The organism is Planococcus rifietoensis (genome assembly GCF_001465795.2).
GTDB classification, from domain to species: Bacteria; Bacillota; Bacilli; order Bacillales_A; family Planococcaceae; genus Planococcus; species Planococcus rifietoensis.
In genome coordinates this window covers 1,416,486-1,440,883 of sequence record NZ_CP013659.2, presented here as the reverse complement: position 1 = coordinate 1,440,883, position 24,398 = coordinate 1,416,486, and the positions used below count along the sequence as shown (strand labels likewise).

Annotated in this window: 29 protein-coding genes and 1 pseudogene; 9 read left to right on the top strand and 21 right to left on the bottom strand. The window is 49.3% G+C overall.

The annotated features are described in order from the left end of the window. Positions 1 to 65: 65 nt before the first annotated feature. A complete protein-coding gene (locus AUC31_RS07090) occupies positions 66 to 479 on the bottom strand; it encodes a CoA-binding protein (protein WP_058383636.1) in 414 nt (137 codons plus the stop codon). A gap of 129 nt (positions 480 to 608) precedes the next feature. On the opposite strand from AUC31_RS07090, the gene plsY reads away from it, so the two are divergent. Beyond that, entirely contained in the window at positions 609 to 1,199 is a 591-nt protein-coding gene (plsY, locus tag AUC31_RS07085) for a glycerol-3-phosphate 1-O-acyltransferase PlsY (RefSeq protein ID WP_058380718.1), read from the top strand. 21 nt (positions 1,200 to 1,220) lie between these two features. Next, complete coding sequence (locus AUC31_RS07080) at positions 1,221 to 1,517, top strand: HesB/YadR/YfhF family protein (protein ID WP_058380719.1); 297 nt, start codon at positions 1,221 to 1,223, stop codon at positions 1,515 to 1,517. Between the two features lie 34 nt (positions 1,518 to 1,551). On the opposite strand, the gene AUC31_RS07075 is transcribed toward AUC31_RS07080, so the two are convergent. The 4 genes from AUC31_RS07075 to AUC31_RS07060 form a co-directional block, all read right to left on the bottom strand. Next, complete coding sequence (locus AUC31_RS07075) at positions 1,552 to 1,863, bottom strand: hypothetical protein (protein WP_058380720.1); 312 nt, start codon at positions 1,861 to 1,863, stop codon at positions 1,552 to 1,554. After that, on the bottom strand, positions 1,838 to 2,287 hold the full coding sequence (locus tag AUC31_RS07070) for an acyl-CoA thioesterase (RefSeq protein WP_058380721.1): 450 nt from the start codon (positions 2,285 to 2,287) through the stop codon (positions 1,838 to 1,840). The genes AUC31_RS07075 and AUC31_RS07070 overlap by 26 nt, the downstream gene beginning before the upstream one ends. Before the next feature lie 149 nt (positions 2,288 to 2,436). Then, positions 2,437 to 5,151: an aconitate hydratase AcnA gene (acnA, locus tag AUC31_RS07065; protein ID WP_058380722.1), complete on the bottom strand. Its 2,715-nt coding sequence runs from the start codon at positions 5,149 to 5,151 to the stop codon at positions 2,437 to 2,439. Between the two features lie 130 nt (positions 5,152 to 5,281). Next, positions 5,282 to 5,794, bottom strand: a complete 513-nt coding sequence (locus AUC31_RS07060; RefSeq protein ID WP_237150752.1) for a DinB family protein — start codon at positions 5,792 to 5,794, stop codon at positions 5,282 to 5,284. Between the two features lie 245 nt (positions 5,795 to 6,039). Between AUC31_RS07060 and AUC31_RS07055 the strand changes: the two genes are divergently transcribed. The 3 genes from AUC31_RS07055 (at position 6,040) to AUC31_RS07045 (ending at position 8,150) form a co-directional block, all read left to right on the top strand. After that, complete coding sequence (locus tag AUC31_RS07055; protein WP_058380724.1) at positions 6,040 to 6,909, top strand: site-specific integrase; 870 nt, start codon at positions 6,040 to 6,042, stop codon at positions 6,907 to 6,909. Between the two features lie 339 nt (positions 6,910 to 7,248). Beyond that, the gene (locus AUC31_RS07050) at positions 7,249 to 7,791 is read left to right on the top strand and encodes a cysteine hydrolase family protein (RefSeq protein WP_058380725.1); all 543 of its coding nucleotides are present in this window, start codon (positions 7,249 to 7,251) and stop codon (positions 7,789 to 7,791) included. Positions 7,792 to 7,886: 95 nt separating this feature from the next. Continuing rightward, positions 7,887 to 8,150: a GlsB/YeaQ/YmgE family stress response membrane protein gene (locus AUC31_RS07045; RefSeq protein WP_058380726.1), complete on the top strand. Its 264-nt coding sequence runs from the start codon at positions 7,887 to 7,889 to the stop codon at positions 8,148 to 8,150. 33 nt (positions 8,151 to 8,183) lie between these two features. Here AUC31_RS07045 and AUC31_RS07040 read toward each other — a convergent pair whose 3' ends face one another. Next, positions 8,184 to 8,831, bottom strand: a complete 648-nt coding sequence (locus tag AUC31_RS07040; RefSeq protein WP_058380727.1) for a lytic transglycosylase domain-containing protein — start codon at positions 8,829 to 8,831, stop codon at positions 8,184 to 8,186. A gap of 148 nt (positions 8,832 to 8,979) precedes the next feature. Between AUC31_RS07040 and mscL the strand changes: the two genes are divergently transcribed. Beyond that, complete coding sequence (gene mscL, locus AUC31_RS07035; RefSeq protein ID WP_058380728.1) at positions 8,980 to 9,369, top strand: large conductance mechanosensitive channel protein MscL; 390 nt, start codon at positions 8,980 to 8,982, stop codon at positions 9,367 to 9,369. 46 nt (positions 9,370 to 9,415) lie between these two features. On the opposite strand, the gene AUC31_RS07030 is transcribed toward mscL, so the two are convergent. The 4 genes from AUC31_RS07030 to AUC31_RS07020 form a co-directional block, all read right to left on the bottom strand. After that, positions 9,416 to 9,973, bottom strand: coding sequence for an SCO family protein (locus AUC31_RS07030; protein WP_058380729.1), 558 nt, complete (start codon positions 9,971 to 9,973; stop codon positions 9,416 to 9,418). Between the two features lie 95 nt (positions 9,974 to 10,068). Beyond that, the gene (locus AUC31_RS17570; RefSeq protein WP_083509135.1) at positions 10,069 to 10,197 is read right to left on the bottom strand and encodes a YvrJ family protein; all 129 of its coding nucleotides are present in this window, start codon (positions 10,195 to 10,197) and stop codon (positions 10,069 to 10,071) included. Between the two features lie 60 nt (positions 10,198 to 10,257). Then, the gene (locus tag AUC31_RS07025; RefSeq protein WP_058380730.1) at positions 10,258 to 10,473 is read right to left on the bottom strand and encodes a DUF2922 domain-containing protein; all 216 of its coding nucleotides are present in this window, start codon (positions 10,471 to 10,473) and stop codon (positions 10,258 to 10,260) included. 18 nt (positions 10,474 to 10,491) lie between these two features. After that, positions 10,492 to 10,710 carry a DUF1659 domain-containing protein gene (locus AUC31_RS07020; protein WP_058380731.1) on the bottom strand — a complete coding sequence of 73 codons (219 nt, stop codon included), beginning with the start codon at positions 10,708 to 10,710 and terminating at the stop codon, positions 10,492 to 10,494. Between the two features lie 118 nt (positions 10,711 to 10,828). On the opposite strand from AUC31_RS07020, the gene AUC31_RS17565 reads away from it, so the two are divergent. Continuing rightward, a complete protein-coding gene (locus AUC31_RS17565; protein ID WP_083509134.1) occupies positions 10,829 to 11,263 on the top strand; it encodes a DUF2621 domain-containing protein in 435 nt (144 codons plus the stop codon). Between the two features lie 51 nt (positions 11,264 to 11,314). Here AUC31_RS17565 and AUC31_RS07015 read toward each other — a convergent pair. From AUC31_RS07015 to AUC31_RS06985, 7 genes and pseudogenes are all read right to left on the bottom strand, one after another. Further along, a pseudogene (locus AUC31_RS07015) lies at positions 11,315 to 11,791 on the bottom strand (CcdC family protein); the annotation flags it as partial. Further along, positions 11,784 to 12,107: a thioredoxin family protein gene (locus tag AUC31_RS07010; RefSeq protein WP_058380732.1), complete on the bottom strand. Its 324-nt coding sequence runs from the start codon at positions 12,105 to 12,107 to the stop codon at positions 11,784 to 11,786. The gene AUC31_RS07010 and the pseudogene AUC31_RS07015, both read right to left, overlap by 8 nt. Before the next feature lie 15 nt (positions 12,108 to 12,122). Beyond that, positions 12,123 to 12,833, bottom strand: coding sequence for a cytochrome c biogenesis CcdA family protein (locus tag AUC31_RS07005; RefSeq protein ID WP_058380733.1), 711 nt, complete (start codon positions 12,831 to 12,833; stop codon positions 12,123 to 12,125). A gap of 248 nt (positions 12,834 to 13,081) precedes the next feature. Beyond that, the gene (argH, locus tag AUC31_RS07000; protein WP_058380734.1) at positions 13,082 to 14,455 is read right to left on the bottom strand and encodes an argininosuccinate lyase; all 1,374 of its coding nucleotides are present in this window, start codon (positions 14,453 to 14,455) and stop codon (positions 13,082 to 13,084) included. Then, positions 14,452 to 15,684, bottom strand: a complete 1,233-nt coding sequence (locus tag AUC31_RS06995) for an argininosuccinate synthase (RefSeq protein WP_058380735.1) — start codon at positions 15,682 to 15,684, stop codon at positions 14,452 to 14,454. The genes argH and AUC31_RS06995 overlap by 4 nt, the downstream gene beginning before the upstream one ends. Before the next feature lie 224 nt (positions 15,685 to 15,908). Next, complete coding sequence (locus AUC31_RS06990) at positions 15,909 to 16,502, bottom strand: DUF3221 domain-containing protein (RefSeq protein ID WP_058380736.1); 594 nt, start codon at positions 16,500 to 16,502, stop codon at positions 15,909 to 15,911. A gap of 87 nt (positions 16,503 to 16,589) precedes the next feature. After that, a complete protein-coding gene (locus AUC31_RS06985) occupies positions 16,590 to 17,540 on the bottom strand; it encodes an MBL fold metallo-hydrolase (RefSeq protein WP_058380737.1) in 951 nt (316 codons plus the stop codon). 372 nt (positions 17,541 to 17,912) lie between these two features. Between AUC31_RS06985 and proC the strand changes: the two genes are divergently transcribed. Beyond that, entirely contained in the window at positions 17,913 to 18,716 is an 804-nt protein-coding gene (gene proC / locus AUC31_RS06980) for a pyrroline-5-carboxylate reductase (RefSeq protein ID WP_083509133.1), read from the top strand. Between the two features lie 160 nt (positions 18,717 to 18,876). Further along, complete coding sequence (namA, locus tag AUC31_RS06975; RefSeq protein WP_058380738.1) at positions 18,877 to 19,893, top strand: NADPH dehydrogenase NamA; 1,017 nt, start codon at positions 18,877 to 18,879, stop codon at positions 19,891 to 19,893. A gap of 498 nt (positions 19,894 to 20,391) precedes the next feature. Here namA and AUC31_RS06970 read toward each other — a convergent pair whose 3' ends face one another. Genes AUC31_RS06970 through AUC31_RS06955 form a run of 4 tightly spaced genes read right to left on the bottom strand, consistent with a single transcriptional unit; the run spans position 20,392 to position 24,395 of the window. Continuing rightward, positions 20,392 to 21,459 (bottom strand): ABC transporter ATP-binding protein, encoded by a 1,068-nt coding sequence (locus AUC31_RS06970; RefSeq protein ID WP_058380739.1) that lies wholly within the window; start codon positions 21,457 to 21,459, stop codon positions 20,392 to 20,394. Next, the gene (locus tag AUC31_RS06965; protein WP_058380740.1) at positions 21,456 to 22,283 is read right to left on the bottom strand and encodes an ABC transporter permease; all 828 of its coding nucleotides are present in this window, start codon (positions 22,281 to 22,283) and stop codon (positions 21,456 to 21,458) included. Before AUC31_RS06965 ends, AUC31_RS06970 begins: the two co-directional genes overlap by 4 nt. Then, entirely contained in the window at positions 22,283 to 23,167 is an 885-nt protein-coding gene (locus tag AUC31_RS06960; RefSeq protein ID WP_058380741.1) for an ABC transporter permease, read from the bottom strand. The genes AUC31_RS06965 and AUC31_RS06960 overlap by 1 nt, the downstream gene beginning before the upstream one ends. Continuing rightward, the gene (locus AUC31_RS06955) at positions 23,151 to 24,395 is read right to left on the bottom strand and encodes an ABC transporter substrate-binding protein (RefSeq protein WP_058380742.1); all 1,245 of its coding nucleotides are present in this window, start codon (positions 24,393 to 24,395) and stop codon (positions 23,151 to 23,153) included. Before AUC31_RS06955 ends, AUC31_RS06960 begins: the two co-directional genes overlap by 17 nt. Positions 24,396 to 24,398 lie beyond the last annotated feature (3 nt).

Sequence of the window (24,398 nt, the reverse complement as noted above, 5' to 3'; positions counted from 1 at the left end):
GCCATTCCAGGCGTTCCTGTCAATGTTCATAGAAAAAGAGCGCTAGGCGCCCTTCGTGAAAGCTGCTATTTCAGGATGGCATGTTCGACTTTGATGCAGCGGTCCATAATGACCGTATAGCCGGCGCCCTGGAGGCGATTGAAGACCTCTTCATCGACGACGTTCAGCTGCGTCCAGAACACCGGGGCTTCGATTTTGAGAAAATCTTCGGCAATGGCCGGCAAAAATTCGCTGCGGCGGAATACATTGACGATGTCGACCGGTTCCGGAATGTCCGCAAGCGTCGCGTAGCTTTTCTCCCCCAGCACTTCATCCGCCATCGGATTGACCGGGATGATGCGGTAGCCGGCATCTTGCATCGCTTTGGATACCATATACGAGGTTCTCATCGGATTCGGGCTCAAGCCCACCACCGCAATGGTTTTAGCCGTGTCGAGCACTTCTTTGATTTCTGTGCGGTCTGGATTCTTCAACAAAATCACCTGTCCTTTTAGTCTATCATACATGAAACGGGGCCGTTTGTTGAATAATCCGCCATCTATTGTTTCTGTGTCTTCGGTCATGGTAAACTGTAGAAAAGAAAACAGTGTACGTCAAAGGAGTCAATTATGGACATTTTGCTTCCGGTAATTATCGCTTATTTACTCGGATCCATCCCTTCAGCCTTATGGATCGGAAAACTTTTTTACAATACGGATATTCGAACAAAAGGAAGCGGCAATTTAGGGGCGACCAACACCTTCCGCGTGCTTGGGCCAAAAGCGGGTTTTGTCGTCACCATCCTGGATATTCTAAAAGGCACCGCCGCGACGCTTTTGCCGCTCGTCATGGTTACCGATGTCCACCCGCTGATTCTCGGCGTCATCGCGGTCATCGGCCATATGTTTCCGGTGTTTGCGCGCTTTAAGGGCGGCAAAGCGGTGGCCACATCCGGAGGGATTTTGCTGGGGTATCAATGGCCGTTGTTTTTACTGGCCGTCGCGGTCTTGTTGATTGCGTTGAAGATCACCAAGATGGTATCCTTGTCGTCAATCATCTTGGCTGTCGTCTCAGTTATTTACACGATCATCTACACGATCAATACCGGCGATTACCTGTTCATGGCGGTCATTTTCACACTCGCCACGTTCATCATTTACCGGCATCGTGCGAACATCGCCAGAATTCGCGCAGGTACCGAACCGAAGATCAAGTGGTAGAACCCGAAAGGACGTGTTTGCATGGAGATCCATTTGAGCAAAGATGCACGAGATTGGTTCCATAACGAAATGGAAGTCGAAGCTGGAGAAGCGGTGCGGTTTTTCGTCCGCTACGGAGGCGCCGGTTTGCAGCCGGGCTTCTCGCTCGGTGTGACGAAAGACAGCCCCTACGAAGCGCTGGTCCGCCTCGAAGAAGATGAAGTGCTTTATTTTATAGAAGAAGCCGACCAGTGGTATTTCGACGAACATGACCTGCACGTCACCGTAGATGATACATTAGGTGAATTGAGTTATTCATACGAACCAAAAGAAGCATGACGCAATTTTGCGCCATGCTTCTTTTTTATTCACTCTATTCATTGGGGTTTTTGGTTAATCGATTCAATTGATCCAAGCGGCCTTCAGCCTCCAGAATTTCCGCTTGACGGTCGCCGAATAAGTCGAAATGCGGGTAGTCATTGCGCAAGTCCAGCCATTCACGCCGCAAGCCATAGCGGCTGCCCCAGTCAGCAAGTTTGTCGATGTCGCTGCAGCCCACTTTCGTGACTGTGCTGCAGCCGGGGAATCGGTGATCTACCCAGTAATGGGTAAGAAAAGAGATCTGGCCGTCTTGCACATCCTGTTTCCAGCGTTCCAATTCAGGTCGTCGGATTCCGAATGCCATCTTCTGCCCCCCTCACCACTTCCTTGTATTTGGCATCCCATTCAGGGGCCACTTTCGCCAGCGGAACGGGACGGAAGTTGTCTTTTTTCACCACGACATGCTCGGAGGTCGCTTTTGCAGCGAGTGTGCCATCCTCATGGAGCACTTCGTAGCCGTATGTCGTCCGCAAGCGGCCGTGAGACTCCACCCAGGTCTTGACGCGCGCTTTCTGTCCGTAGCGCAGCGCTGCTTTGTATTGGATGGAGATATCCGTCACCGGGGACAGGAATCCTTGCGATTCCATGCCGGCATACGTAAACCCGAGATCCTCGATCAATTGCGTGCGCCCGAGCTCGAGCCAGATCAAGTAATTGGCGTGATAGACAACGCCCATCTGGTCTGTTTCCGCATAGCGGATCTCAATTTCTTTATCACTTATGTACATTTTCCTTCACCTCTCCTCTAGTATACAGGACATGCATTGCGATCAAAAAGCACAAGGCTCTGAAGCTGTGTTTCTCATAGCTCGCCAGATCCTTTACGGACGATTCTTCCCAAAATAAAAAGGCCGCCCGGAGGCAGCCTTTTTATTTTTTATGCTTCTAGCAATTTGTTGCGGAGCACCATTTGCAGGATGCCGCCGTGACGGAAGTAGTCGACTTCCACTTCAGAATCGAAGCGTGCGAGGACTTTGAATTCCGTGACTTTGCCATCTTCAGCAGTAGCTGTGACCGTCAGTACGTCGCGCGGTTTCACATCGTCAGACAAGTTGACGCTGATTGTTTCGTGGCCTGTCAGACCAAGGGAATCAGCGCTTTCGCCGTTGACGAATTGAAGCGGCAAGACGCCCATCATCACAAGGTTCGAACGGTGGATACGCTCATAGCTTTCCGCGATGACTGTTTTGACACCTAGAAGGAATGTTCCTTTAGCAGCCCAGTCACGGGAAGAGCCCATGCCGTAATCTTTACCGGCTAGAACCACAAGGCCAGTGCCTTGCTGTTGATACTTCATGCATGCATCGTAGATCGGCATAACTTCGCCAGTTGGCCAGAATGTCGTGAAGCCGCCAGTAGTGCCTGGTGCGACTTGGTTACGGATGCGGATGTTGGCAAACGTACCACGCATCATGACTTCGTGGTTACCGCGACGGGAGCCATAAGAGTTGAAATTGCGCGGCTCAACGCCGTTTTCACGCAAGTACAATCCAGCTGGTGTATCTTTGCCGATTGCGCCTGCCGGTGAAATGTGGTCCGTCGTGATCGAATCAGCGAATTTCGCCATGACACGAAGGCCGGATAGCGGCTGGATCGGTGCCGGTTCTTTCGACATGCCTGTGAAGAACGGCGGGTTTTGGATATACGTAGAGTTGTCATCGAATGCATACAATGAATCATCGTTTGTTTCGATGGCATTCCATTCAGCGTTTTCAGTGAAGACATGCTCGTATTCTTTACGGAACAATTCAGGCGTTACCGTGTTGTGCACGACGTCTTTCACTTCTTCAGTTGAAGGCCAGATGTCTTTGAAGAATACATCGTTGCCATCTTGGTCTTGACCAATTGGGTCTACTTCAAAGTCGATATCCACTGTACCGGCAAGTGCATAAGCTACAACAAGCATCGGGGATGCCAAGTAGTTTGCTTTTACAAGCGGGTGAATGCGTCCTTCAAAGTTACGGTTACCGGACAATACAGATGAAACGAGCAAGTCGTTTTCAACGATCGCTTCTTCGATTTCAGGAAGGAGCGGGCCGGAGTTACCGATACATGTTGTACAGCCGTAACCGACCAAGTTGAATCCGATTTGGTTCATGTAGTCAAGAAGGCCAGAATCGCTCAAGTAGCCAGTAACGACTTTCGAACCTGGTGCCAGTGACGTTTTCACGTATGGCGGCGGCGTCAAGCCTTTTTCAACTGCTTTTTTCGCAACCAATCCAGCGCCGAGCATAACGTACGGGTTGGACGTGTTCGTGCAAGATGTGATGGCAGCAATCGCCAAAGCGCCCGTATTCATTTCGGCTGTTTTGCCGTCGTTAAATTTAACAGTCGCTGTTTTGTTGATTTCGTTTTGGTCCAACGCGAAGCCGTGCGGGCCTTCTGCAGCTGTAATCGCTGTGTTGAATTCTTTTTTCATTTGCGACAATGGAATCAAATCTTGCGGGCGTTTAGGGCCTGACAAGTTCGGTTCGATCGTCGTCAAGTCGATTTCAACAAGGTCCGTATAGATTGGGTCTTCGTTGTCGACTGTGAAGAACATATCGTTCGCTTTCAAGTATTCTTTAGTGACAGCGATTTGCTCTTCCGTACGGGCAGTCAAACGCATATAAGTCAATGCTTCTTCGTCCACTGGGAAGAATCCGCAAGTTGCGCCGTATTCAGGTGCCATGTTGGCGATCGTCGCACGGTCTGCAAGCGGCAATGTCGTAACGCCAGGTCCGAAGAACTCGACGAATTTGCCGACTACGCCTTTTTTACGCAAAGTTTCAGTGACTTTGAGTGCCAAATCCGTCGCAGTTGCGCCGTTTGGCAGTTCGCCAGTCATTTTCACGCCGATAACTTCAGGAATCGGGAAGTATGAAGGCTGTCCGAGCATGCCCGCTTCCGCTTCGATTCCGCCGACGCCCCAGCCAAGTACGCCGATCCCGTTGATCATTGTCGTGTGGGAATCTGTACCGACAAGCGTATCTGGGAAGGCTTCGAATGTGCCGTCTTCATTTGGGATAGCGTGGACAACATTTGCCAAGTACTCAAGGTTTACTTGGTGGACGATACCTGTTGCTGGTGGAACCGCACGGTAGTTGTCGTAAGCTTTTTGAGCCCAGTTGAGGAATTGGTAACGCTCTGCATTGCGTTCAAACTCAAGTTCCATGTTCGCGCGCAGTGCATCTTCAGTGCCGTAACGGTCAACTTGAACCGAGTGGTCAATGACCAAATCAACTGGAATTTCCGGGTTGATCTTGTCCGGGTCGCCGCCCATTTCAGCCATTGCTGAACGAAGCGCCGCCAAGTCAACGACTACCGGTACACCAGTGAAGTCTTGAAGGATGACACGGGAAGGTTTGAATGGAACTTCTGCTTCTTTGTTTGCGTCTTTGCCCCATTTTGCTAGTTCTTCTACATGTTCGTCTTTGATGACATATCCGTCATGCTGACGCAATACGGATTCCAATAGTACTTTTACAGAGTACGGAAGGCGAGATACTTTCGCGATCCCCGCTTCTTCGAGTGCTGCGAGACGATAATAATTATACGTCTTGCCGTTAAGCTCGAACGACGTGCGGCTGTTGTGCAAACTGCTCTTTGCCATAATCGTGTTCCTCCTTTAAATCTTCTGAAAAGGCGTGTTACCGCGTCTTTTCTCCTCTTCCATCATACCGAAACAATGTGCATAAGTAAATTACATTAAAATTATACATTTCGATAAGTTTTTCTAATGACTATTTCTTTTTCTCATCGATTTTACTTAAGGTCTCTTCCAATTGGGCCAAATGGCGTTTCTCGTGATAGCCGATAAAAGGGAACCATTGGACGAGAGGCACATCGCCGAAAACAGGATGCGGCATAGAATTGTTCTCAAGCGTCTCTTCATCTGCATGCGTGTAGACTTCATACAGGCGGTTTCTCGAATCATTCAACTTTTCTTTCATTTCTTCTAACGTGAAAAACCTGTCCTCCGGCACCGTATGATTAGGCGCATCGACTTTCAATTTGCGGCTGACTGAGACTTGGATCGGTTTTTTCATCGCTTTTTTTCGTTGGTTCTTCTCAGCAGTCTTGGCCACGCCCGCTGTAATCGCCTCCTCCATCTTATGTAGATGATCCAAAATCTGCATGGCAGACCATTCGTTCTCTGACGGTTTTTCATTCAGCGCCTGGTCATCGTATGATTCGACTTTCTTCAAGATCGTATGGCGGATTCTTGCATTTTCTTCGTTTCGCAATTGCTGCACCTCATTTCTATTTCCCATTATCTTTCTTTATACCCTGTTTGTCGATTATCATTCGTTTTTTCCTCTCCATTTTGCGCTTCTTGTTTGCGGGTTTTGATTTTTTTACAATACCCTTAAGTAGTTTGTTACTTATGAATGAATAAAGAACTTTTTCAGTCATTCCCTTGCTGGACAAGGGAAAGTACGTTCTATTTCGCCCAAAAACTGGTACAATGAATAAAACCTAGTTAGAGAGGTGAATGTCCATGCCATACGGTTATGAAAAATACAGATTGGATAACGGCATCAGCCCAAACACGGTTGTTCATGAAGTCCAATTGATCCGCGCCCTTTTTGCCTTTTTGCGAAAGACCTACAAAAAATCGGTGGAGCCCCATGAAATCCGTCCCTCCGACATTCAGCAATTCCTATTGGAACAAAAAGAAGCTGGCATCAAAGACAGCACCTTGAACCGCAAATTAATCTACATCCGCCGCTGGTTCGATTATATGTGGCAGATTGGCAAGATCCCGAATGATTTTATGCCGAAATTCAAATTAAACCATAAGCTTGATTTAAAGCCCCACGACATCGAAGTCGACTACGGGCATCTTTTGGAAAAGAAGCCGGACGTGTTGAAGTCCGCTAAACTGCCGCTCAATGCCAAACTGCTTTACGTCTTTTATCTAAGAGGCTTGCGCCTTCGCGATATGGTGACAATCGACATCGATAATTTCCTGAATGACGCAGACGGCCTCCATCTGGATGTCGAAAAGAAAGACGGCTACCACTGCACGCTGCACTTTGATGAATACGAAGAAGCAGTGATGGAACAAGGGATCGAACGGGCGAAAACGCGCGGCACTTCCTTCCTGTTGTCATCGAAAGTAAAAGACCAATTTACCAATTTTCAGATGGGCTCGCTATCCGACTACACGGAAGCACTTGCCGAATTTGTCGGCGCCCCGATGCGTTCGGGCGATATCCGATTCGCCTATGTCCACCATTTGTATGCGGTCGAACACAAAAATCTGGAAGAGATCCAGGAAATCCTCGGCGTCTCCCTCGAATCCGCTTCCCGCATGCTCAAGGATTCGCTCGTGCGCATGAAACGTCAGGCCCACCCGCCCGCATAAAAATCCACCCGCTCCTATTGGACGGGTGGATTTTTATGGGTTCGTTTTAATTTTGAGGTAATGCTTTCCTGTTTATACGGCGGTTAGGCCAAAAAACCAAAATCGAGCGCAAAGCTGAAAATGATGAGTGTGTGGATGACCGTGAACCACAGCCCTTGTTTATTGAGTTTTTCCAGGTTTTCGTATTGCATGGAACACACCCCTTTTCTGTTTTGTTTATTATAATTAGTTTTCAGAATATTGGCAAGATATTTATTTATGCTAGACTTTCTCTTTTTCGTATCCATTAATAAGCTAGGCAGGAACGGGTATACTAAAAGAAAACAGGAGGCGATTGAGATGAAAAAAGCATTGCTGGTAGTGGATTATACAGTGGATTTTGTGGCGCAAGACGGCGCGTTGACTTGCGGGGCACCTGGCCAGGAAATCGAAGAGGCACTTTGCTTCATCACGGAGCAATTTCTCGAAAACGGCGATTTGGTGGTCATGCCGGTGGACTTGCATGAAGAAAATGATCCCTATCACCCCGAAACCAAGCTCTTCCCACCCCATAACATTAAAGGAACGGACGGCCGCAAGTTATACGGCCGTCTCCAGGATGTATACGATCGTCATCAAGAGAATATCGTCTGGATGGATAAAACCCGCTATAGTGCGTTCGCCGGAACACGCCTTGAACTGATGTTGCGCGAGCGCAGTATCGAAGAAGTGCATATCATCGGTGTCTGCACGGACATCTGCGTATTGCATACGGCGATTGATGCCTATAATGAAGGATTCCAAATTGTCATCCACGAACAGGCCGTCGCAAGTTTCGATGATGCGGGCCACCGCTATGCCATGCGGCACTTTGAAACTATTTTAGGCGCCCAAATACGATAATTTTTACTGTTACATGTTTTAAAAGTCCTGAATGTGGTTATACCTAGAGTGTAGCACTTATAATAATAAAACATTTTGAAGGAGCTGGAAAAAACATGGGAATCATTTTATATCTAATCATGGGCGGTATCATCGGTTGGTTGGCCGGCCTAATCCTCGGGAAAGACATTCCTGGCGGCATCATCGGTAACATCATTGCAGGTATCATTGGTGCATGGCTAGGCGGCTTGCTCCTAGGCGACATGGGGCCAGTAGTTTGGGACGTAGCGATCATCCCGGCACTAATCGGTGCATTGATCTTCGTCTTCGTTCTTAGCTTGATCCTTGGATCAATGAACAAAGGACGCAAACGCGCGTAATAAAAAAGAGTGGACTTCGGTCCACTCTTTTTTTTATGAATTATTATATTGTTCTTCAAAGCGTCCGTAATAATGAAGAATGTCTTCTACGTATTCATCGCTATGGTTGTAGCGGTATATCGCCCGCTCCAAGTCCCCTTCTGCCGCACCATTTTGCGCCAGGTAATTGGCGGCGCTGTGGAGTGCATCTTCCAAATTGTACGGGTCAGCTAAACCGTCGCCATTGGCATCCACGCCGTAGCCCCCGTATTTTGCAATGACTTCCGGGTTGGTCTTGTCCGCTTGCGGAATTTCTCCTTGTCCTTGACCGGAACAAGTCGGATGGCTCCAGCCAACGAATGTGCAAGGCATGAATTGCATATGCCCTTCTGCCCCAACGGGTGACAACAATGGATCCATCGTCGAGAATTTCGTTTCGATGCGGTGATGGGCAGCCAATAGCGTCCACGGAATCTCATAGCGATCGGCTGCTTCCTGGTAAAGCGTAATATTTTCTTCCGGAAACGGCACTTCAAACACGCGGTCCTGCCCTTTTTGCACCGTTTCTTTGACGGTGTCGCCGTAATACGAATATGCCACTACTGCGAGAAGCGTAAATGCCACGATCGCTGCCGGGACAAAGGCCAATAACATGAGGAACCTCAAAACAAGCGAGGAATTTTTTCGTTTTTTCTGTTTCATATGTTCACACCTATAGTTTCATTTGCCTCAGTTTACCACAGCCGCCCCGTGTTTGCCCGTTTGCTACTAGCAATCGGCACAGCCTGAGGAAGGAGAATAATAATTCGAGGAGAATATGTATAATGGGAATTGGAAGGAGGAATAGCCTATGTGGGAAGATTTTAAGAAATTCGCTTTAAAAGGAAATGTGCTGGATTTAGCAGTAGCAGTGATCATCGGGGCCGCATTCGGGAAAATTGTCACCTCGCTTGTCGAAGACATCATCATGCCCGGCGTGGGGATTTTGCTTGGTGGATTCAGTGTCGAAGATTTGACTTATACATTTAATGGAGCCGAACTGCGTTATGGCGCATTCATGCAATCCGTCATCGACTTTTTCATCATTGCGTTCTCTATATTCATGGTGATTCGTTTATTTACACGCTTGAAACGCCAAAAAGATGTGCCAGCGGAAGAAGAACCGGAAGTACTCGATAAGAAAGAAGAGCTATTGATCGAAATTCGCGATCTTTTGTCAAAAGAAAAAACCGGCCAATGACCGGTTTTCCATCAGCTGCCGAGTCTATCGGCAGCTTTTTCTTATTTCATTGTGCGAGTTCCTGCATGTCTTCAATGATTTCCGCTGTCGGAACTTGTTCAAAACCGTCGTAATTGCCAACGACTACCCCTTCTTGGTCAACCAGGTAAAAAGACGTGCCATGGATGACCTGGTCGCTGTTCGGGTCGTTCTTGACCAAGGATTTAAAATTTTCCGTCGCAAACTCCGCGATCTCATCTTGCGAATAGCCCGTCAGCAAATGCCATTTGCTTTCATCAGGAATCGGGTAATGCGACAAGTATTCCCGCATTTTTTCCGGCGTGTCTTCTTTTGGGTCTACGCTGAATGCAATAATTTTATAGTCGCTCAGGCCCTTCGCTTCCATTTCCTTCTGCAAGTCAGCCATATTGAAAGTCATCGGCGGGCACACCGTCTCACAATTCGTGAAGACAAATGTCGCCAGCCAAGGCGTCCCTTCCAATTGCTGCTTGCTTATTTGTTCGCCGCGGTGGTCGGTATAATTGAACTCTTCGACCGCATCCGCGCCGCATGCTGCGAGAAACAGCATCAGCGCTGACAACAGCACCGCCCATTTCCACTTCATATCATTGCCCCCACTCTCGTAACTGCCTATATCATAGCCGAACAAGGGCTTGAAAACAATCCGGATTCCCGCTTCAGAAATCACAACTTTGTGAATTACGGCGTCTTCATCGTAATGAGCGCGTCGTGGATCGCGACAAGCTTACCTTCCACGCGGTGCATCAGGTAAAACGAAACGAATATCGGAAAACCAAGTTCCTGTATCCATTGCATCCACTCCTGCATCGAAGCGCCTCCTTTCCTTCTAAAAAAAGCCTCCCCGCATTTGCGGGAAGGCCCTGTTCATTAAACTTCGTATTCGACGACAGTGCGTTCGACAACACGTGCGCCTTTAGCAAGCGCAAACGGCGATCCGCCGACTTCAAAGACGTTCTGGGCGACAATCGCCTGCATGCCGGTGATGATTTCCTGCGCCGTCAAGTCTTCCCTCGGCTCATCGACCGTCAAGGTGACCGCTTTGTTCGCAGCCGTTTCAAAAATCAATTCCAATGTTTTTGCCATGTGTCCCATTCCTCCTCATTATTGATAGATACTTGAACCGGAGATTTTCTCCAGTTCCATAAGCGGTTTCGTGCCGAATGTTTCCAACACTTGCGCTGCCTGGAAAATTCCATCGGCAGTGGCCGCTTCCGCCACGTTCTGGTACGCTTTCACTTTACGCTTCAAGCGCCCTTGCTCATCAAGCCCGTTGTCAAACGTCAAGCGCATGCTTGCGTTCTTAAAATCGCTGAATGCCATATTGCTCACCCCCTTTCATTCGCTATATAGACATAAACACGAAAAAAGGATACATTTCAGGTGAATTTTTTTTCGTGGGCTTCTATAATGGTATAGAGAATGATTGAGGTGAGACGAAGTGGAATTAGAAGGCTGGTTTTTATGGTTCATATTATTCTGGGTCGTTGTGTTGGTCGGACTGTTCGCGATCGGCGGCTATTTTATGTTCCGGAAATTCCTGAAATCGATGCCAAAAGAAGATGGTCTGTCGGATCTGAACTGGGAAGAATACTACGTAGAAAAAACGATCCACCTATGGGGAGCCGAAGAAAAAGAGCTATTGAACGAACTCGTCCAACCGGTACCGGACCTATTCCGACCGGTAGCGAAACAGAAAATCGCAGGACGCATCGGCGAGATCCTGCTGGAGGAAAAAGCCAAGAAAATGGAAATGCAACACATTATCCGCGGCTATATCCAAGCGACGCCAAAACGCGACCACAAATTTTTGCGCAAAAAAATGGCCGAACTCGAAATCGATGTCACGCCATATGAGCAATATTTCGAACAATAACCACAAAAAAACGCTGCTCCCTATTCGGGAACAGCGTTTTTTTTGTCCTGCAATCAATTGGTATTTGCGCAGCATCGCAAGACGCCACGGCACAAGCATGCCAAAAGCGAGCAGCCAGAACATGCCGCCTAGCTCCCCGACGTCAATCGACGAGCTAAGGATGACTTTCGCCAGCAAGCGCACGAGCAGTAACCCGAGCAAGATGAAGACGAAAGCTTTTGAGCGCTTTAAATAGATTTCCCCATCACGCACTTCGAACTTCGACGTGCGGATCAGGATGATCGAAAACAAAGCCCCGACGAGCAGCGCTTCAGCAATTTGCAGCGGCGCTACCCGGAAAAACGGGAAAATGAACATCAAAGCTCCGGTCGACATGAACAAAGGCGGCAAAATGATCTTTTTGACCGATGCCGGCTTTTTTGCCGATTTTGATCGGACAATGATAGCGAGCGTACCCATGACGAGCGCGCCGATGGTCGTCACGGCCAAGAAAATGGCTGGCGGGATGCTATTGAATAATTCATCCATTCAATTCTGCCTCCAATTCGCCGAGGCGGCTCTCCAACTCATCCATGCGCACGAAACGGGCAAAGCGCAGCTGTTCTTTCCCTTGCTTGAAAAGGATGACCACAGGCGCCGTAAACAGCATCAACTGCCCGGCGATTTCCGGAACACGCGCTGCATTCACCAAGTAGAATGGAATAGATGCATTCGGCTCCAATCCCTCGACTTGCGGCTTCAGCCCTTCGCATACTGAACAATGGTCGGTTTTGACGAATAGCAGAAACGATTCGCTGCTTTCTATTTTCTGTTGGAATTGATCCATTGAAGAAATGGTTTCCATCTCGTCACCTACTTTTTAGAATCCTTGGAAATCCCCGAAAATCGGGCTCAAAATACGGATGATGTACGTCATGCCGTCAAAGAACAGCAAGATTCCTACCGCAATCATGACGAATCCGCCGACTTTCATAATCGTGCTGTGATGCTTGCGCAGCCAGCCGAGACGGGTAACGAAAAACGACAAAACGAAAAATGGAATCGCAAAGCCGAGGACGTATGCGAGCATATACCAGATGCCTGATCCGGGGTTGGCCGCAGCGAGCGCATAAATCGCCGCTGTGATCGGCCCGGTGCATGGCGTCCAGCCAGCCGCAAACGCAAGGCCGATAACGAAAGTGCCTAAAAATCCGGAAGGCCGGTTCTTGAACGAGAACTTGCGGTCTTGCATCAAGAATTTCGGCGTAAAGACACCGACGATCATCAGCCCGAAAATGATGATGAACAATGCGCCCACTTGGCGAATCAATTCATCGTAGCGCACGAACCATTCATAAAAGAATGATGTGCTGAAGCCCAACGCGATGAAAATGGTGGAAAAGCCCAATAGGAAAAATAAAGTATGGAACATTCCACGGCGCTGCATTACTTTTCGGTCATTTTTAATCTCATCCATGGTCATGCCTGTAATATAAGATAAAAAGGCAGGATACAAAGGCAATGTACATGGCGAGATGAAACTCAAGAATCCGGCACCGAAAGCCAAAAGTAAATTAATATCGGTTGCCATTCGAACACGCTCCTCTCTCTCACGAACTCTATCTTATCAGAGATAGTGCGCAAAAACCGCCAAATTGCCTGTGAAATCTTTATGGACATTTCCGTAATCTTCACGCTTTCGCCCTATATGTTAAGGATACACGCAAAGCGCCATAACGCCATAAAAAAACCGGCTCTCTTTAGGGGGAAGAGAGCCGGGCGCAAGTAACTTGCCTGTTGTACCGAACAGAACAAGCGCGCATATAAATGGACTAATGATCACCCGATGAGTTTCTTGGCTAGTCCCAATTGATGATGTACTTGATCAAATCCTGTGCCACCTAGTGAGTTGCGGCGTTTGACGGCCGTCTGCGGAAGCAAGGTTTCGTAAATATCGTCTTCAATGAGCGGGCTGGCTGCCTGGAGATCCTCAAGCGGCAGGTCTTTCAAATAATAGCCGCGCTGTATGCACGTGAAGACCAGCTTGCCGGTGACATCGTGCGCTTCGCGGAACGGCATGCCTTTCGCCGCCAAATAATCCGCGAGCTCCGTGGCATTCGAGAAGTCGGAGTTCACCGCTTTTTCCATAGAGGCGGTGTTGACATTCATCGTCCGGATCATCCCTTCAAAGATCGGCAAAGATCCCATCAAGGTATGGACCGTGTCGAACATTCCTTCTTTGTCTTCCTGCATGTCTTTATTATAGGCAAGCGGCAAGCCTTTCAAAGTCGTCAGCAAGCCGAATAGATTGCCATAGACGCGTCCTGTCTTGCCGCGGACAAGTTCCGCCATATCCGGATTTTTCTTTTGCGGCATGATGCTCGAGCCTGTCGAGAAGGTATCGTCAAGTTCGATGAAACGGAACTCTTCGCTCGACCAAAGGATGATCTCCTCTGCAAAGCGTGATAAGTGCATCATAAGCATCGATGAGTTGCTGAGGAATTCCAGGATAAAGTCACGGTCGCTGACGGCATCCAGGCTGTTTTGGTAGACGCCTGAGAAGCCAAGCAGTTCAGCGGACAGTTCGCGGTCGATCGGGAAACTCGTCCCGGACATCGCTCCTGCTCCTAAAGGCGACACATCGATGCGCTTTAAGGATTCCTGCATACGTTCTTTATCGCGCTGCAGCATCCAGAAATAGGTCATCAGATGATGGCCGAATGAAATCGGCTGCGCGCGCTGAAGATGCGTATACCCCGGTACGACCGTCTCAACATGCGTTTCTGCCTGCTCGACGATTGCCGACTGGAAGGCTTCGATCAGCTCGATGATTTCCGTCACGCGGTTTTTCAGATACAGATGCATATCCGTCGCTACCTGGTCGTTGCGGCTTCTGCCGGTATGGAGTTTGCCACCGACAGGGCCGATCTCATCAATCAGGAGTTTTTCTAAATTCAAGTGGATGTCTTCGTTCGATACGCTGTACTCGAGTTCTCCATTCTCCGCTTTTTGCTGCAGCGTCTGAAGCCCTGACAAGATCAAGTCAGCGTCTTGCTGCGGCAGGATCTTGCAGGAAGACAGCATGGTGACATGCGCCATGCTGCCCTGGAGATCCTCGAGCACTAGTTTCTGGTCAAAGGAAATGGAAGCCCCGAACTCGTCGACCCACTGTTCAGCTGTCTTTTGGAAACGACCGCCCCACAGTTTGGTCATAGCTGTACCTCCTCTTTGACTTGTGCCGTGACCGCAACTTCTTTCTTGTTGATTTTAGAGTTGACGACTGTCGGCAAGCCCCATAGCTCGATGAATCCGACTGCAGACTCGTGGTTGAACGTATCGTCTGTTGAATACGTCGCCAGTTCTTCGCTGTACAAGGAGTTTGGTGACTTACGCCCTTCCGTGATGGCATGGCCTTTGAACAGTTTGACACGGACTGTGCCATTGACGAACTCCTGCGTTTCTTTTAAGAACGCTTCAAGTGCGACACGCAGTGGAGAGAACCATAGCCCTTCGTAGATCAATTCCGTCATTTTCTTCTCGATGACCGGCTTGAAATGAGCCATTTCTTTTACCAAAGTGATATCTTCAAGTTCTTTATGCGCGGCGATCAAAGTCATCGCTGCTGGCGCTTCATAGATTTCACGCGATTTGATGCCGACCAGTCTGTTTTCCACATGGTCGATTCTGCCGACGCCATGTTTGCCTGCGACATGGTTCAATTCGAAAATCAGATCCGTCAATTTATAATCGATGCCGTTCAATTTCGTCGGTACGCCTTTGACGAATTCGATTTCGACGATATCCGGCGTATCCGGCGTGTCTTCCAGTGCATTGGTGATATCATATGCATCTGCTGGCGGTGTTGCCCAAGGGTCTTCGAGGATGCCGCATTCGTTGGCACGGCCCCATAGGTTCATGTCGATGGAGAATGGCGAATCCAAGTTGACCGGAACCGGCACGTCATGCTGCTTGGCATAAGCGATTTCCTCATCACGCGACCAGCCCCACTGGCGAACAGGTGCGACGACTTCAAGGTCGGGGTTCAAGGATTTGATGGAAACTTCAAAACGAACTTGGTCGTTGCCTTTTCCTGTGCAGCCATGGGCAACAGCTGTTGCGCCGCTTTCTACTGCGATTTCCACGAGTTTTTTGGAAATCAACGGACGCGACAATGCAGAAACGAGCGGGTATTTGCCTTCATATAATGTATGGGCTTGAAGCGAAATGAGTGCATAGTCTTCGGCAAATTCGTCTCTGGCATCGATCATATAGCTTTCGACCGCTCCGACTTGCAGCGCTTTTTGTTTGATAAAGTCCAAGTCTTTTCCTTCTCCGATGTCGAGGCAAACAGCAACGACGTCGTAACCTTGTGATTTGAGCCATGGAATGGCCACCGATGTATCTAGTCCACCTGAGTATGCGAGTACGATTTTTTTGTTCATATAATATGACCTCCTGTATTTTTATGCGTTATATGCGATGAATATACACATAATAACATGGCATTTTTTATAACGCAAGGGAAGACGCGCATAAATTTTCATGTTTTTTAGGAAATATGCAAAAAAACGTGTTTCTTCTATAGAAAGAACAAGTTCTGTGCATGCAAAACCCCGGATGGCTCTATGCCATCCAGGGTTTCTGCTGCCGAGATCTGCCGTTCGGCTTATTCCTCGGTGTCTTCTGCTTGTTCTTCATCTTCTTCATTGCCCATTGTATATTCCAGTGTATTCATATCGATGCGCACTTCCGTTAAATCACCAGTTTCCATATTATTGAATAAAAATCCGATTTCATCGCCGCGCACGATGGGCTGTCCCAAAATGATAAGTTTGGACAGCTGCTCTTCATTGATAAAGGCCTGCAAAGCTTCCGATTGCCGCTTGGATTCTTCGTCCTGCAAAATGGTGATCTTTTCCGCTTCGCCTTGCATCGGATAGGACTCTTCTAGCGGCCCTGTATAATCGGTCGTGACTTTCATGCCGGTGCGCAAGTCGCTAATGACAGCTTCTGTCGTTTCGCCGCCTTCTGCAAATTGGACTTCGACGTCTTCCGGCACAGAGAAGTAAATGCTATTGATGAGAATGCGTCCATCCCCAATCTGCGTAATGAATCCTTCTTCCGTCATGCCCTCTTGTTCAACCGCAATTTCCGGTTCTTCTTCATTGCCTGCCGGCTCCGCCGGTTCTGTCGGTGCGGCATCATCTGAACAACCTGCCAATAGCAGGAATCCTGCAAGAAATAAACTAGCTTTTTTCACTTTATCCCAATCCTTTACGCTTAGATTCTTGTTGCAACTCTTAATTTTCAGTTTACCTGCTGAAGCTTGTGCATGCAACTCTGTACATTAAGCTTGCCGGTAGACGAAAATGCCCTGGTCGTTGAGCCGTTCTTCGATCAAGCCGTCTTCGAGCAAGTAATCGACTTGGCCGATCGTCTCGGACAGTGTTAAACCGAGCTCTTTTTCGTAAGCATGTGGAAACAGCTGCTGTGTCAATTCATAAACCGACTGCTCACTCGACCGGTCGAGCATGTCGAGTACTTTCATTGCCCGTAAGTGCTGCTTTTCAAGCCGTGTAGAAACAAGTTCGTGGACATTGCGCACATCTTCCCCATGTCCGCTGTAGATGACGTCAATCGGCATTTTCAATAGCCGGCTGAGAGAGGAGTTGTATTGAAGCAAAGACTTCGGGCGTCCTTCTTCCGGGTTATACGGCGGTTCAATAAGCGGGTTCGAGGATACTTTCGCGATGACGTGGTCGCCGCCGATCATCGTGCGTTCTTCCGGATTCCAAAACGACAAATGGCTCTGGGCATGCCCCAAAGTCTCCATGACATGCCAGTCCGCGTGGCCCGGAATCGTATCGCCTTCATTGATAGCCATATCGAGCGGGCGATTGCCCATCAAATTGAGCGGCCGCTTCATCTTCTTCATCCAGAACATTAAATCACCCGGCACTCCCTCTTCTTTCAAGCGCTCCTGATAGAACGCGTCATGATAATCGAAAAAAGCTTCGTCCCGGCGCAGCCATAGATCGTTATATGGATGTCCGTACAATTTGGCGGCGTCGAAGCCGTCGACCCAGCCGGCATGATCCGGGTGGTGGTGCGTCAAGACCACTTGCTCGATGTCTTCAGGGGCGACATTCGCCGCTTTCAGTCCGGCCTTGAGCGCTTCCCAGGCTTCCGGTGTTTTCGGTCCGGCATCGATCAACGTCAACGCGTCGCCTTTCAATAGATAAGAATTGACATCTCCGACCGCAAATGGCGTCGGGATGGTGATTTTGATCGGTTCCATCATTCCCACTCCCTTAAAATGAATGTCTATTCACTTATCATACCTTGAATGGCAGGCGCCGTCACGCCGGCTGGCCAATTTGACAAATAAAATTTGTTTACTTATAATTTAATAACATATGTAAGCGTAGATGAAGATTAGTACGGAAGGTGATGGGTACAAGAGAGTGCCGCCAACGCTGAAACGCCGCACCCCCGCTCCCTTCCTGAACCTGCTTCTGAGCTGCCGTGCAAACACGGCCGTCTGTCCGCGATAAGGATATCGAGTTGTGCAAGTGTGCAAACTTAGGTGGTACCGCGGAAACAAGCGTTTTCGTCCTTGGAATAACAGGGATGATTGCGCTTTTTATTTTGAGAAAAGGAAGTGGAATGTATGAAAATTGTATGTGTAGGGGCCGGATCGATGGCCGAATCCATGATCCACGGCTGGATCAATAAGCGAATTATGAAACCCGATGAAATCTCCGTCATGAACCGGTCAGATCAGGACCGTTTGGAATTTTTGCATGATGAATATGGCGTTAACATTGTGTGCGATGACAAGACCGAACTGAGAGATGCTGATTTCATCCTGCTTGCGATGAAACCGAAAGATGTTGAAGTGGCATTGAAAGGAATCCGCGAAAAATTGACAGGCGATACTGTCATCGTCTCTGTCGCGGCAGGCGTTTCGATTGAGACGATCCAAAAGCATGTCGGCGATTTCGCCGTGGCCCGTGCGATGCCGAATACATCAGCGCAAATCGGCAAGTCGGCCACAGGCGTCGCTTGGAGCAAATTCGTCACCAAAGAACAGCAGCATTTGCTGAGAAAGCTCTTGTCATCGATCGGCGGCGTGACGGTCGTGGAAGAAGACCAATTGCACGCGGTGACCGGCATTGCAGGAAGCGGACCAGCGTATCTTTATTATTTCGCTGAATCCATGGTACAAGCTGGGATCGATAACGGCTTGTCTTCTGCAGATGCGAAGAAACTGGTGCGCCAAACTTTCGATGGCGCAGCGGAAATGCTCCAGCAAGAAGACTTCGGTGAATTGCGCAAGCGCGTCACGAGCCCGAACGGCACCACCGCAGCCGGACTCCAAGCTCTCTATGATAACGACTTCAAGCGCATCGTCGGCGATTGCGTTACTTCGGCTGCCAATCGCTCCCGCGAGCTCGGCAAAGAATTCGAATAAGAACCTCCTTACCCCCGTGAAAGCGACGACTTTTACGGGGGATTTCTGTTTATGCGGATGTTTTCATCGTTAAAGAAGCAGGAGAAGTCTTTCGAATCGAAGCCTTCCCGAATTTCCGGTATACTAATCTCTTGTATAGAGACTGAAGGAGGAATTTCACGTGGCAAAACTTTTCGAAGAATTCGAGCTCAAAGGCGTCCATTTCAAAAATCGCATCGTCATGGCTCCGATGTGTATGTACCAAAGCGATAAAGAAGACGGACAGGTTACCGATTGGCATCGTGTCCATTATCCGACGCGCGCAGTCGGCGGCGTTGGATTGATTATCACTGAAGCCACTGCCGTTCAGCCGATCGGGCGCATTTCTTCCCGCGACCTCGGCATATGGGATGATGCCCAAATCGACGGACAGGCGGAAATCGTCCGCTTGATGAAAGCGAACGGCGCGAAAACCGGCATCCAATTGGCGCATGCCGGCAGGAAAGCGACAGTCGACGGCGACATTCAGGCACCAAGCGCAATCGCCTTCAACGCTAAATACAAAACACCGAAAGCAATGACGATCGAAGAAATCGATGACACCGTCCAAGCGTTCCAAGATGGCGCTGTACGCGCCAAAAAAGCTGGCTTCGACGTCATCGAAATCCACGCAGCCCATGGCTATTTGATCAACCAGTTCTTATCTCCTTTGACCAACCAACGCACTGACGAATACGGCGGCAGCAGCGAGAACCGTTACCGCCTGTTGCGCCGTGTATTGGACGAAGTGAATGCGGTTTGGGACGGACCTTTGTTCGTGCGCATTTCGGCAGAAGATTACACAGACGGCGGTATGACGCCTGAACAATATGTCGAGATGACCAAATGGATGAAACAACAGAACGTCGATTTGATCGATGTCAGTTCAGGGGCTGTCGTGCCGGCACAGATTCCAGTCTACCCTGGCTACCAAGTGAATTTTGCGGAAACGATCAAAAAAGAAACACCAATCGCAACAGGCGCTGTCGGCTTGATCACCGAGCCGCGCCATGCAGAAGAAATTTTGCAGAACGGCCGTGCGGATTTCATCTTCCTGGCACGCGAATTGCTGCGCAACCCGTATTGGGCCTACACTGCCGCTCAGACGCTCGGAGCCGATATCGAAGCTCCTGTGCCTTATGAGCGGGGTTGGATATGAGACAGTTGCAAAATAGCTGTAATTTAGTATACTGAAAGTAACGAAAAAAACCGGATGCTGTATGCATCCGGCCAGCTGCATGCCGCCTTTCGAGGGCGGTCGGCTGGACACTATAGGTTTATGAAATAACCGTCAGCCCACGCCAATGGGACGGTTATTTTTTTTTCGGAATGACCAGAATCAAGGATAAGACGAGCGTCAATGCGCTGATCGTCAACCCGACACTCGTGAACACAAGCGAAAATGCTTCTGCCATGGTCATGCTACCACCCCCTTTCTATAGGGAATGGCCAAACCGCCCTCATGCAGCTGTACCTTTATTTTACCACAAACAGAACACTTGTTCTATTAATAACTGTAAAAATAATCAGTAAAAATAACCCAATTGCACACAACACTTTCTGGAATGATGCCTATATTGTCAGAGGCTCCCGTTAGCTAGAAAATCATGAAGCCCCTTGCCGCATTGATGGCAAGGGGCTTTTAACTTGAGTGATGCTATTCTTTCAAAAAACGGACTTCCTTCATGTCCACCAGCAAATCGATCGCTTCCCCGACGGTTGTTTTTTCCGCTTGGTCAGTAGTGAAAATACATTCCAGCAGCTGGTTCCCTGCTTTCACTTTCAGGTTGTACATGCCGCGTACGTATTTCATTTCCTGGATGATGCCTTGAATGCGGACATGGCTTGATTGGTCATTTTCTGCTGCTATGATCGCATCTGGCCTAATGACCATAAAATACTCGCCGTCTGCCAATTGACTGGCGCCATCCACTTCAAGAAATCCATCCGAAGAGACGAAACGGCCATTTTCCAGCGTGCCGCTCAAGATATTCCGCAAGCCAAGGAAAGCAGCGACCGCTGTCGTGTCCGGGCGTTCGTATAATTCTCTCGCATTGCCGACTTGGCGCAATGCCCCTTCGCCCATGACCGCGATCCGGTCGGATAATGCAAAAGCTTCGTCGCGGTCGTGCGTCACGAACAAGACGGTCACACGAAATTCTTTTTGGATGCGGCTCAGCAAATCGCGCATGTCTTCCCGCAAGCCCGGATCGAGCGCGCTGAATGGTTCATCCATCAACAAAACGCGCGGATTCGCCACCAACGCCCTGGCGAGTGCCACGCGTTGCTGCTGCCCGCCGCTCAGTTCGTCGGGAAAGCGGCTGCCAAATCCACTGAGTCCCACATGTTCGAGCATATCCCGGGCAGCTTTCAAGCGCTGTTGTTTGCCGACTTTCTGCATTTTCAAGCCAAAAGCCACATTGTCTTCAATGGTTTTATGCGGAAACAGCAACGATTGCTGAAACACCATGGCAAACTTTCTTGATTCAGGCGGTACATTTGTCAGGTTTTCATCCCCCACCCACACTTCTCCGCCATCTGCTTGCAACAAGCCAGCGACCAGTTTCAATAAAGTCGTTTTGCCGCAGCCTGAGGGCCCAAGCAGCGAAAAGAACTCTCCTTCCCGGATGGACAGCCGGACCGGACGAAGCACGAACGACGCTTCGTCTTTTGGCTGCACGGCTCCATATCGCTTTTCCAAATCGATGATGCGCAAATCGCTCATGGTTCCACTCCTTTCGCCGGATCCTGTCTGGCTTTATTCAGTTGATAATAACGTTTTAAAGCTGCGTCCATTCCAATCAAAGCCGCAATGGCAATGGCTGCATATAGCAATGAATAAGCCGAGGCTATGCCTGGGTCTCCCCCACTGATAAACGGAAACAGCAAGATCGGCAGGGTGACCACCTGGCCAGCACCGATGATGAAGGTGATTAAGTATTGGCTCAAGGAAATCAAGACGCTTAAACTGGCGCCTGCCAAGATGCCCGGCAACAGATGCGGCAGCACGACATGGAAGAATCGCTGCCATGCGCCTGCCCCCAACATGCGCGCTTGGTCTTCCCAATCCGCTGACAAGGTTTGATAGCTGACCATGACCGCTCGGAACATATACGGCAAAGTCGGTGCGATATGCGCCAACACAACACCAAGAACGGTTTCAGTCAGTCCGAGCCGCAAAAAGGTCAAATGGATCCCCATGACCGAGATGAATGGCGGAATCAGGATCGGCGCAAAAATGATCGCTTCAAACAGCCATCTGCCACGAACCGGATAACGCACCAATGCGTTGGCCGCCGGGACTGCAAGTACGATGTTCACAGCCGTTACGATCAAGGCGATCCATAAGCTAATCCCGACCGCCTGCCACGTTCGCCCGTCATTCATGACGTATTCCCATGCACGCAAACTCCAGTCTTGCGGGAAAACATCCGGCCAGCGCCACCCGAATGACAGGCTTGACAACAGCAGGGGAACAAACGGGACGATGACGAAAATAATCAATGCAATGAAGAAAAACATGGACAGAAGGTGTGGATGTTTTTTCATTAGCTCCACCCCTTCAGTACATTCCAGCGCTTACTGAAGTAATACGCTACTAGTCCGAGCAAAATTGTAAAAGCCGCGAGGATCATATTGACCGCAAGTGCTTCGGGGCGATCTGCAAGCGTGCCGCTTGTATACAGCTGATATGAATAGACCGGCAGCACGCTTGGATAGGTGACACCAAGCAGATACGGCACTTCAAAAGCGGAAAAAGTAAATACAAAAACGATGAACGTGGCAATCACCCACGCCGGAATCATGACGGGCACGACCACTTCCCGGACGAATTGCCAATTGCCCGCGCCGAAAACACGTGACACTTCACGCCAGGAACCCTGGATCCGCGACAGCACTGGATACAGCATAAGCGCTACAAAAGGTGCTTCTTTCCAAGCGTAAGTGAGGATGATTCCCCATCCGAACGGGTCATTGACGAGCACCGGGAAATCCGTGATGTCGTCAATCCAGCCAAATGCCACGAACAATCTCGATACAAATCCGCTTTGCATGAACAACAGCACGATAATATAACCTGCGACCAGATGCGGTATGGTCAATGGCAATTGGAACAAGCGGTACCAAGCTTTCGGCGTTGCCTTTTTCATGGAATCCGTGAGAAAAAACAAGCCCACGGCGAGGAGCGCCCCGATGACTGCCGACAGCAATGAAGACAGCGCCGCTATTCGCAACGTGAGCGCCATCGATTCCCAAAAAGAGCCTGAATGCAGGAGCCTGTCGTAGGCAGCCAAGGTCAATTGCGTTTCCCCGATTGCTGGAAAATAGCCGAAGCTTTTCAGCAGCCCATCAAAAATCCCCCCGAAAAACAGGAGGATGATCGTGCCGGCGGCCGGCAGCAGCAAAAGATACGGTTTACTCTTTCGCCACATGTTCCGTCCACCCTTTTTCAATGATGTCGATATAATCTGAAGACAATTCAGGCAAGCGGTTTTGTTCCAATTCTTCTATTGAAAGTGTCGCTTCCCCGAGATTTACTTCATTCATCGCCTGTTGCTGCTCGGGCGATAATTTTTCCAATTCGAGCGCCGTCAAATCGCCCCAGTTCTCGGGCGATAATTTAGCCGTTTGGGCCTCAGGCGACATTAGTTCATTGATTGCGACAAGCGCCCCTGCTTTATCTGATGCGTTAAACGGAATCGACAGGAAATGCGTATTCGCCAGTGTTCCCCCGTCCAAGAGATAAGTGCGGGTCGACTCTGGGAAACGTCCCTTCAATACTTCACTCGCAGCAAGTGCAGGATCGTAGCTCATGGTCATCCCGATTTCACCACTCGCAAACAACTGATCTTGTTTTGCCAGGCTTTCCGGATACGTTTCGCCTTCGCGCCATAAATACGGCTCAATGCTATTCAAGTATTGCCACATCGGCTCGAGGCGTTGTTCCAAATCTTCAATCTCGGCAGCAGGCTGCTGGTACTGTTCGTGCCCCCCGGTCGTTTCATACAATACCTGGCGGACAAAAGCACTGCCCGTGAAATCAGGCGGTGCGGGGTACGTAAACTGTCCCGGATGTTCCTGTACCCAATCGGCGAGTTCAGCCATCGATTTTGGCGGAGTCTCGTGTTTACTTTCGTCATGCACGAATACAAATTGAGCCTTGCCCCATGGTGCTTCCAAGCCTTCCACCGGTTCTCCGAAATCCTGTGAAACTTCCGGGGCATCTGCATCGATGTAGTCATTAAAATTTGGCAATTGGCCGGTGAAATCTCCCCACAGCAGGTCGTTGTCTTTTGCGGCTTTGAAGTTCTCGCCGTTGATCCAGATGATGTCCATGCTGCCGTCGCTTTTCCCAGCTGTTTTTTCGTCGAGCAATTGGTTGATGATGTCTTGCGCGTCATTCATCGGCACACGGGTCAATTCAATGCCGTGCTGTTCTTTCATGCGTGGCGCGACCCACTTATCCAAATAAGTATTGATGTTGTCGTTCCCGCCCCACATATACATATTGACTTCCTGGCCTTGCGCCGCTTCTTGAATAACGCTCCAGTCATCCGTCAATAAACTTTCCGCATCCGTCGCGCTTCCCGCCTGCTCACTTGAACAGGCTGACAGGGCAAGCGCTAAGACGCTAACTGCCGTTATTGGATATATTTTCATTAA

Excerpts from the sequence above, each read along its gene's own strand:
- AUC31_RS07075 (WP_058380720.1), bottom strand. The coding sequence starts at position 1,863 with ATGGCATTCGGAATCCGACGACCTGAATTGGAACGCTGGAAACAGGAT.
- AUC31_RS07005 (WP_058380733.1), bottom strand. The coding sequence starts at position 12,833 with ATGGCAACCGATATTAATTTACTTTTGGCTTTCGGTGCCGGATTCTTG.
- mscL (WP_058380728.1), top strand. The coding sequence starts at position 8,980 with ATGTGGGAAGATTTTAAGAAATTCGCTTTAAAAGGAAATGTGCTGGAT.
- AUC31_RS07010 (WP_058380732.1), bottom strand. The coding sequence starts at position 12,107 with ATGGAAACCATTTCTTCAATGGATCAATTCCAACAGAAAATAGAAAGC.
- argH (WP_058380734.1), bottom strand. The coding sequence starts at position 14,455 with ATGACCAAACTGTGGGGCGGTCGTTTCCAAAAGACAGCTGAACAGTGG.
- AUC31_RS07020 (WP_058380731.1), bottom strand. The coding sequence starts at position 10,710 with ATGGCATTCAGCGATTTTAAGAACGCAAGCATGCGCTTGACGTTTGAC.
- AUC31_RS07040 (WP_058380727.1), bottom strand. The coding sequence starts at position 8,831 with ATGAAACAGAAAAAACGAAAAAATTCCTCGCTTGTTTTGAGGTTCCTC.
- AUC31_RS06985 (WP_058380737.1), bottom strand. The coding sequence starts at position 17,540 with ATGGAACCGATCAAAATCACCATCCCGACGCCATTTGCGGTCGGAGAT.
- AUC31_RS06960 (WP_058380741.1), bottom strand. The coding sequence starts at position 23,167 with ATGTGGCGAAAGAGTAAACCGTATCTTTTGCTGCTGCCGGCCGCCGGC.
- proC (WP_083509133.1), top strand. The coding sequence starts at position 17,913 with ATGAAAATTGTATGTGTAGGGGCCGGATCGATGGCCGAATCCATGATC.
- acnA (WP_058380722.1), bottom strand. The coding sequence starts at position 5,151 with ATGGCAAAGAGCAGTTTGCACAACAGCCGCACGTCGTTCGAGCTTAAC.
- AUC31_RS07030 (WP_058380729.1), bottom strand. The coding sequence starts at position 9,973 with ATGAAGTGGAAATGGGCGGTGCTGTTGTCAGCGCTGATGCTGTTTCTC.
- AUC31_RS07050 (WP_058380725.1), top strand. The coding sequence starts at position 7,249 with ATGAAAAAAGCATTGCTGGTAGTGGATTATACAGTGGATTTTGTGGCG.
- AUC31_RS07080 (WP_058380719.1), top strand. The coding sequence starts at position 1,221 with ATGGAGATCCATTTGAGCAAAGATGCACGAGATTGGTTCCATAACGAA.
- AUC31_RS06970 (WP_058380739.1), bottom strand. The coding sequence starts at position 21,459 with ATGAGCGATTTGCGCATCATCGATTTGGAAAAGCGATATGGAGCCGTG.
- AUC31_RS07070 (WP_058380721.1), bottom strand. The coding sequence starts at position 2,287 with ATGTACATAAGTGATAAAGAAATTGAGATCCGCTATGCGGAAACAGAC.
- AUC31_RS07055 (WP_058380724.1), top strand. The coding sequence starts at position 6,040 with ATGCCATACGGTTATGAAAAATACAGATTGGATAACGGCATCAGCCCA.
- AUC31_RS06965 (WP_058380740.1), bottom strand. The coding sequence starts at position 22,283 with ATGAAAAAACATCCACACCTTCTGTCCATGTTTTTCTTCATTGCATTG.
- AUC31_RS06955 (WP_058380742.1), bottom strand. The coding sequence starts at position 24,395 with ATGAAAATATATCCAATAACGGCAGTTAGCGTCTTAGCGCTTGCCCTG.
- AUC31_RS07045 (WP_058380726.1), top strand. The coding sequence starts at position 7,887 with ATGGGAATCATTTTATATCTAATCATGGGCGGTATCATCGGTTGGTTG.
- AUC31_RS07025 (WP_058380730.1), bottom strand. The coding sequence starts at position 10,473 with ATGGCAAAAACATTGGAATTGATTTTTGAAACGGCTGCGAACAAAGCG.
- AUC31_RS06995 (WP_058380735.1), bottom strand. The coding sequence starts at position 15,684 with ATGAACAAAAAAATCGTACTCGCATACTCAGGTGGACTAGATACATCG.
- plsY (WP_058380718.1), top strand. The coding sequence starts at position 609 with ATGGACATTTTGCTTCCGGTAATTATCGCTTATTTACTCGGATCCATC.
- AUC31_RS17570 (WP_083509135.1), bottom strand. The coding sequence starts at position 10,197 with ATGCAGGAGTGGATGCAATGGATACAGGAACTTGGTTTTCCGATATTC.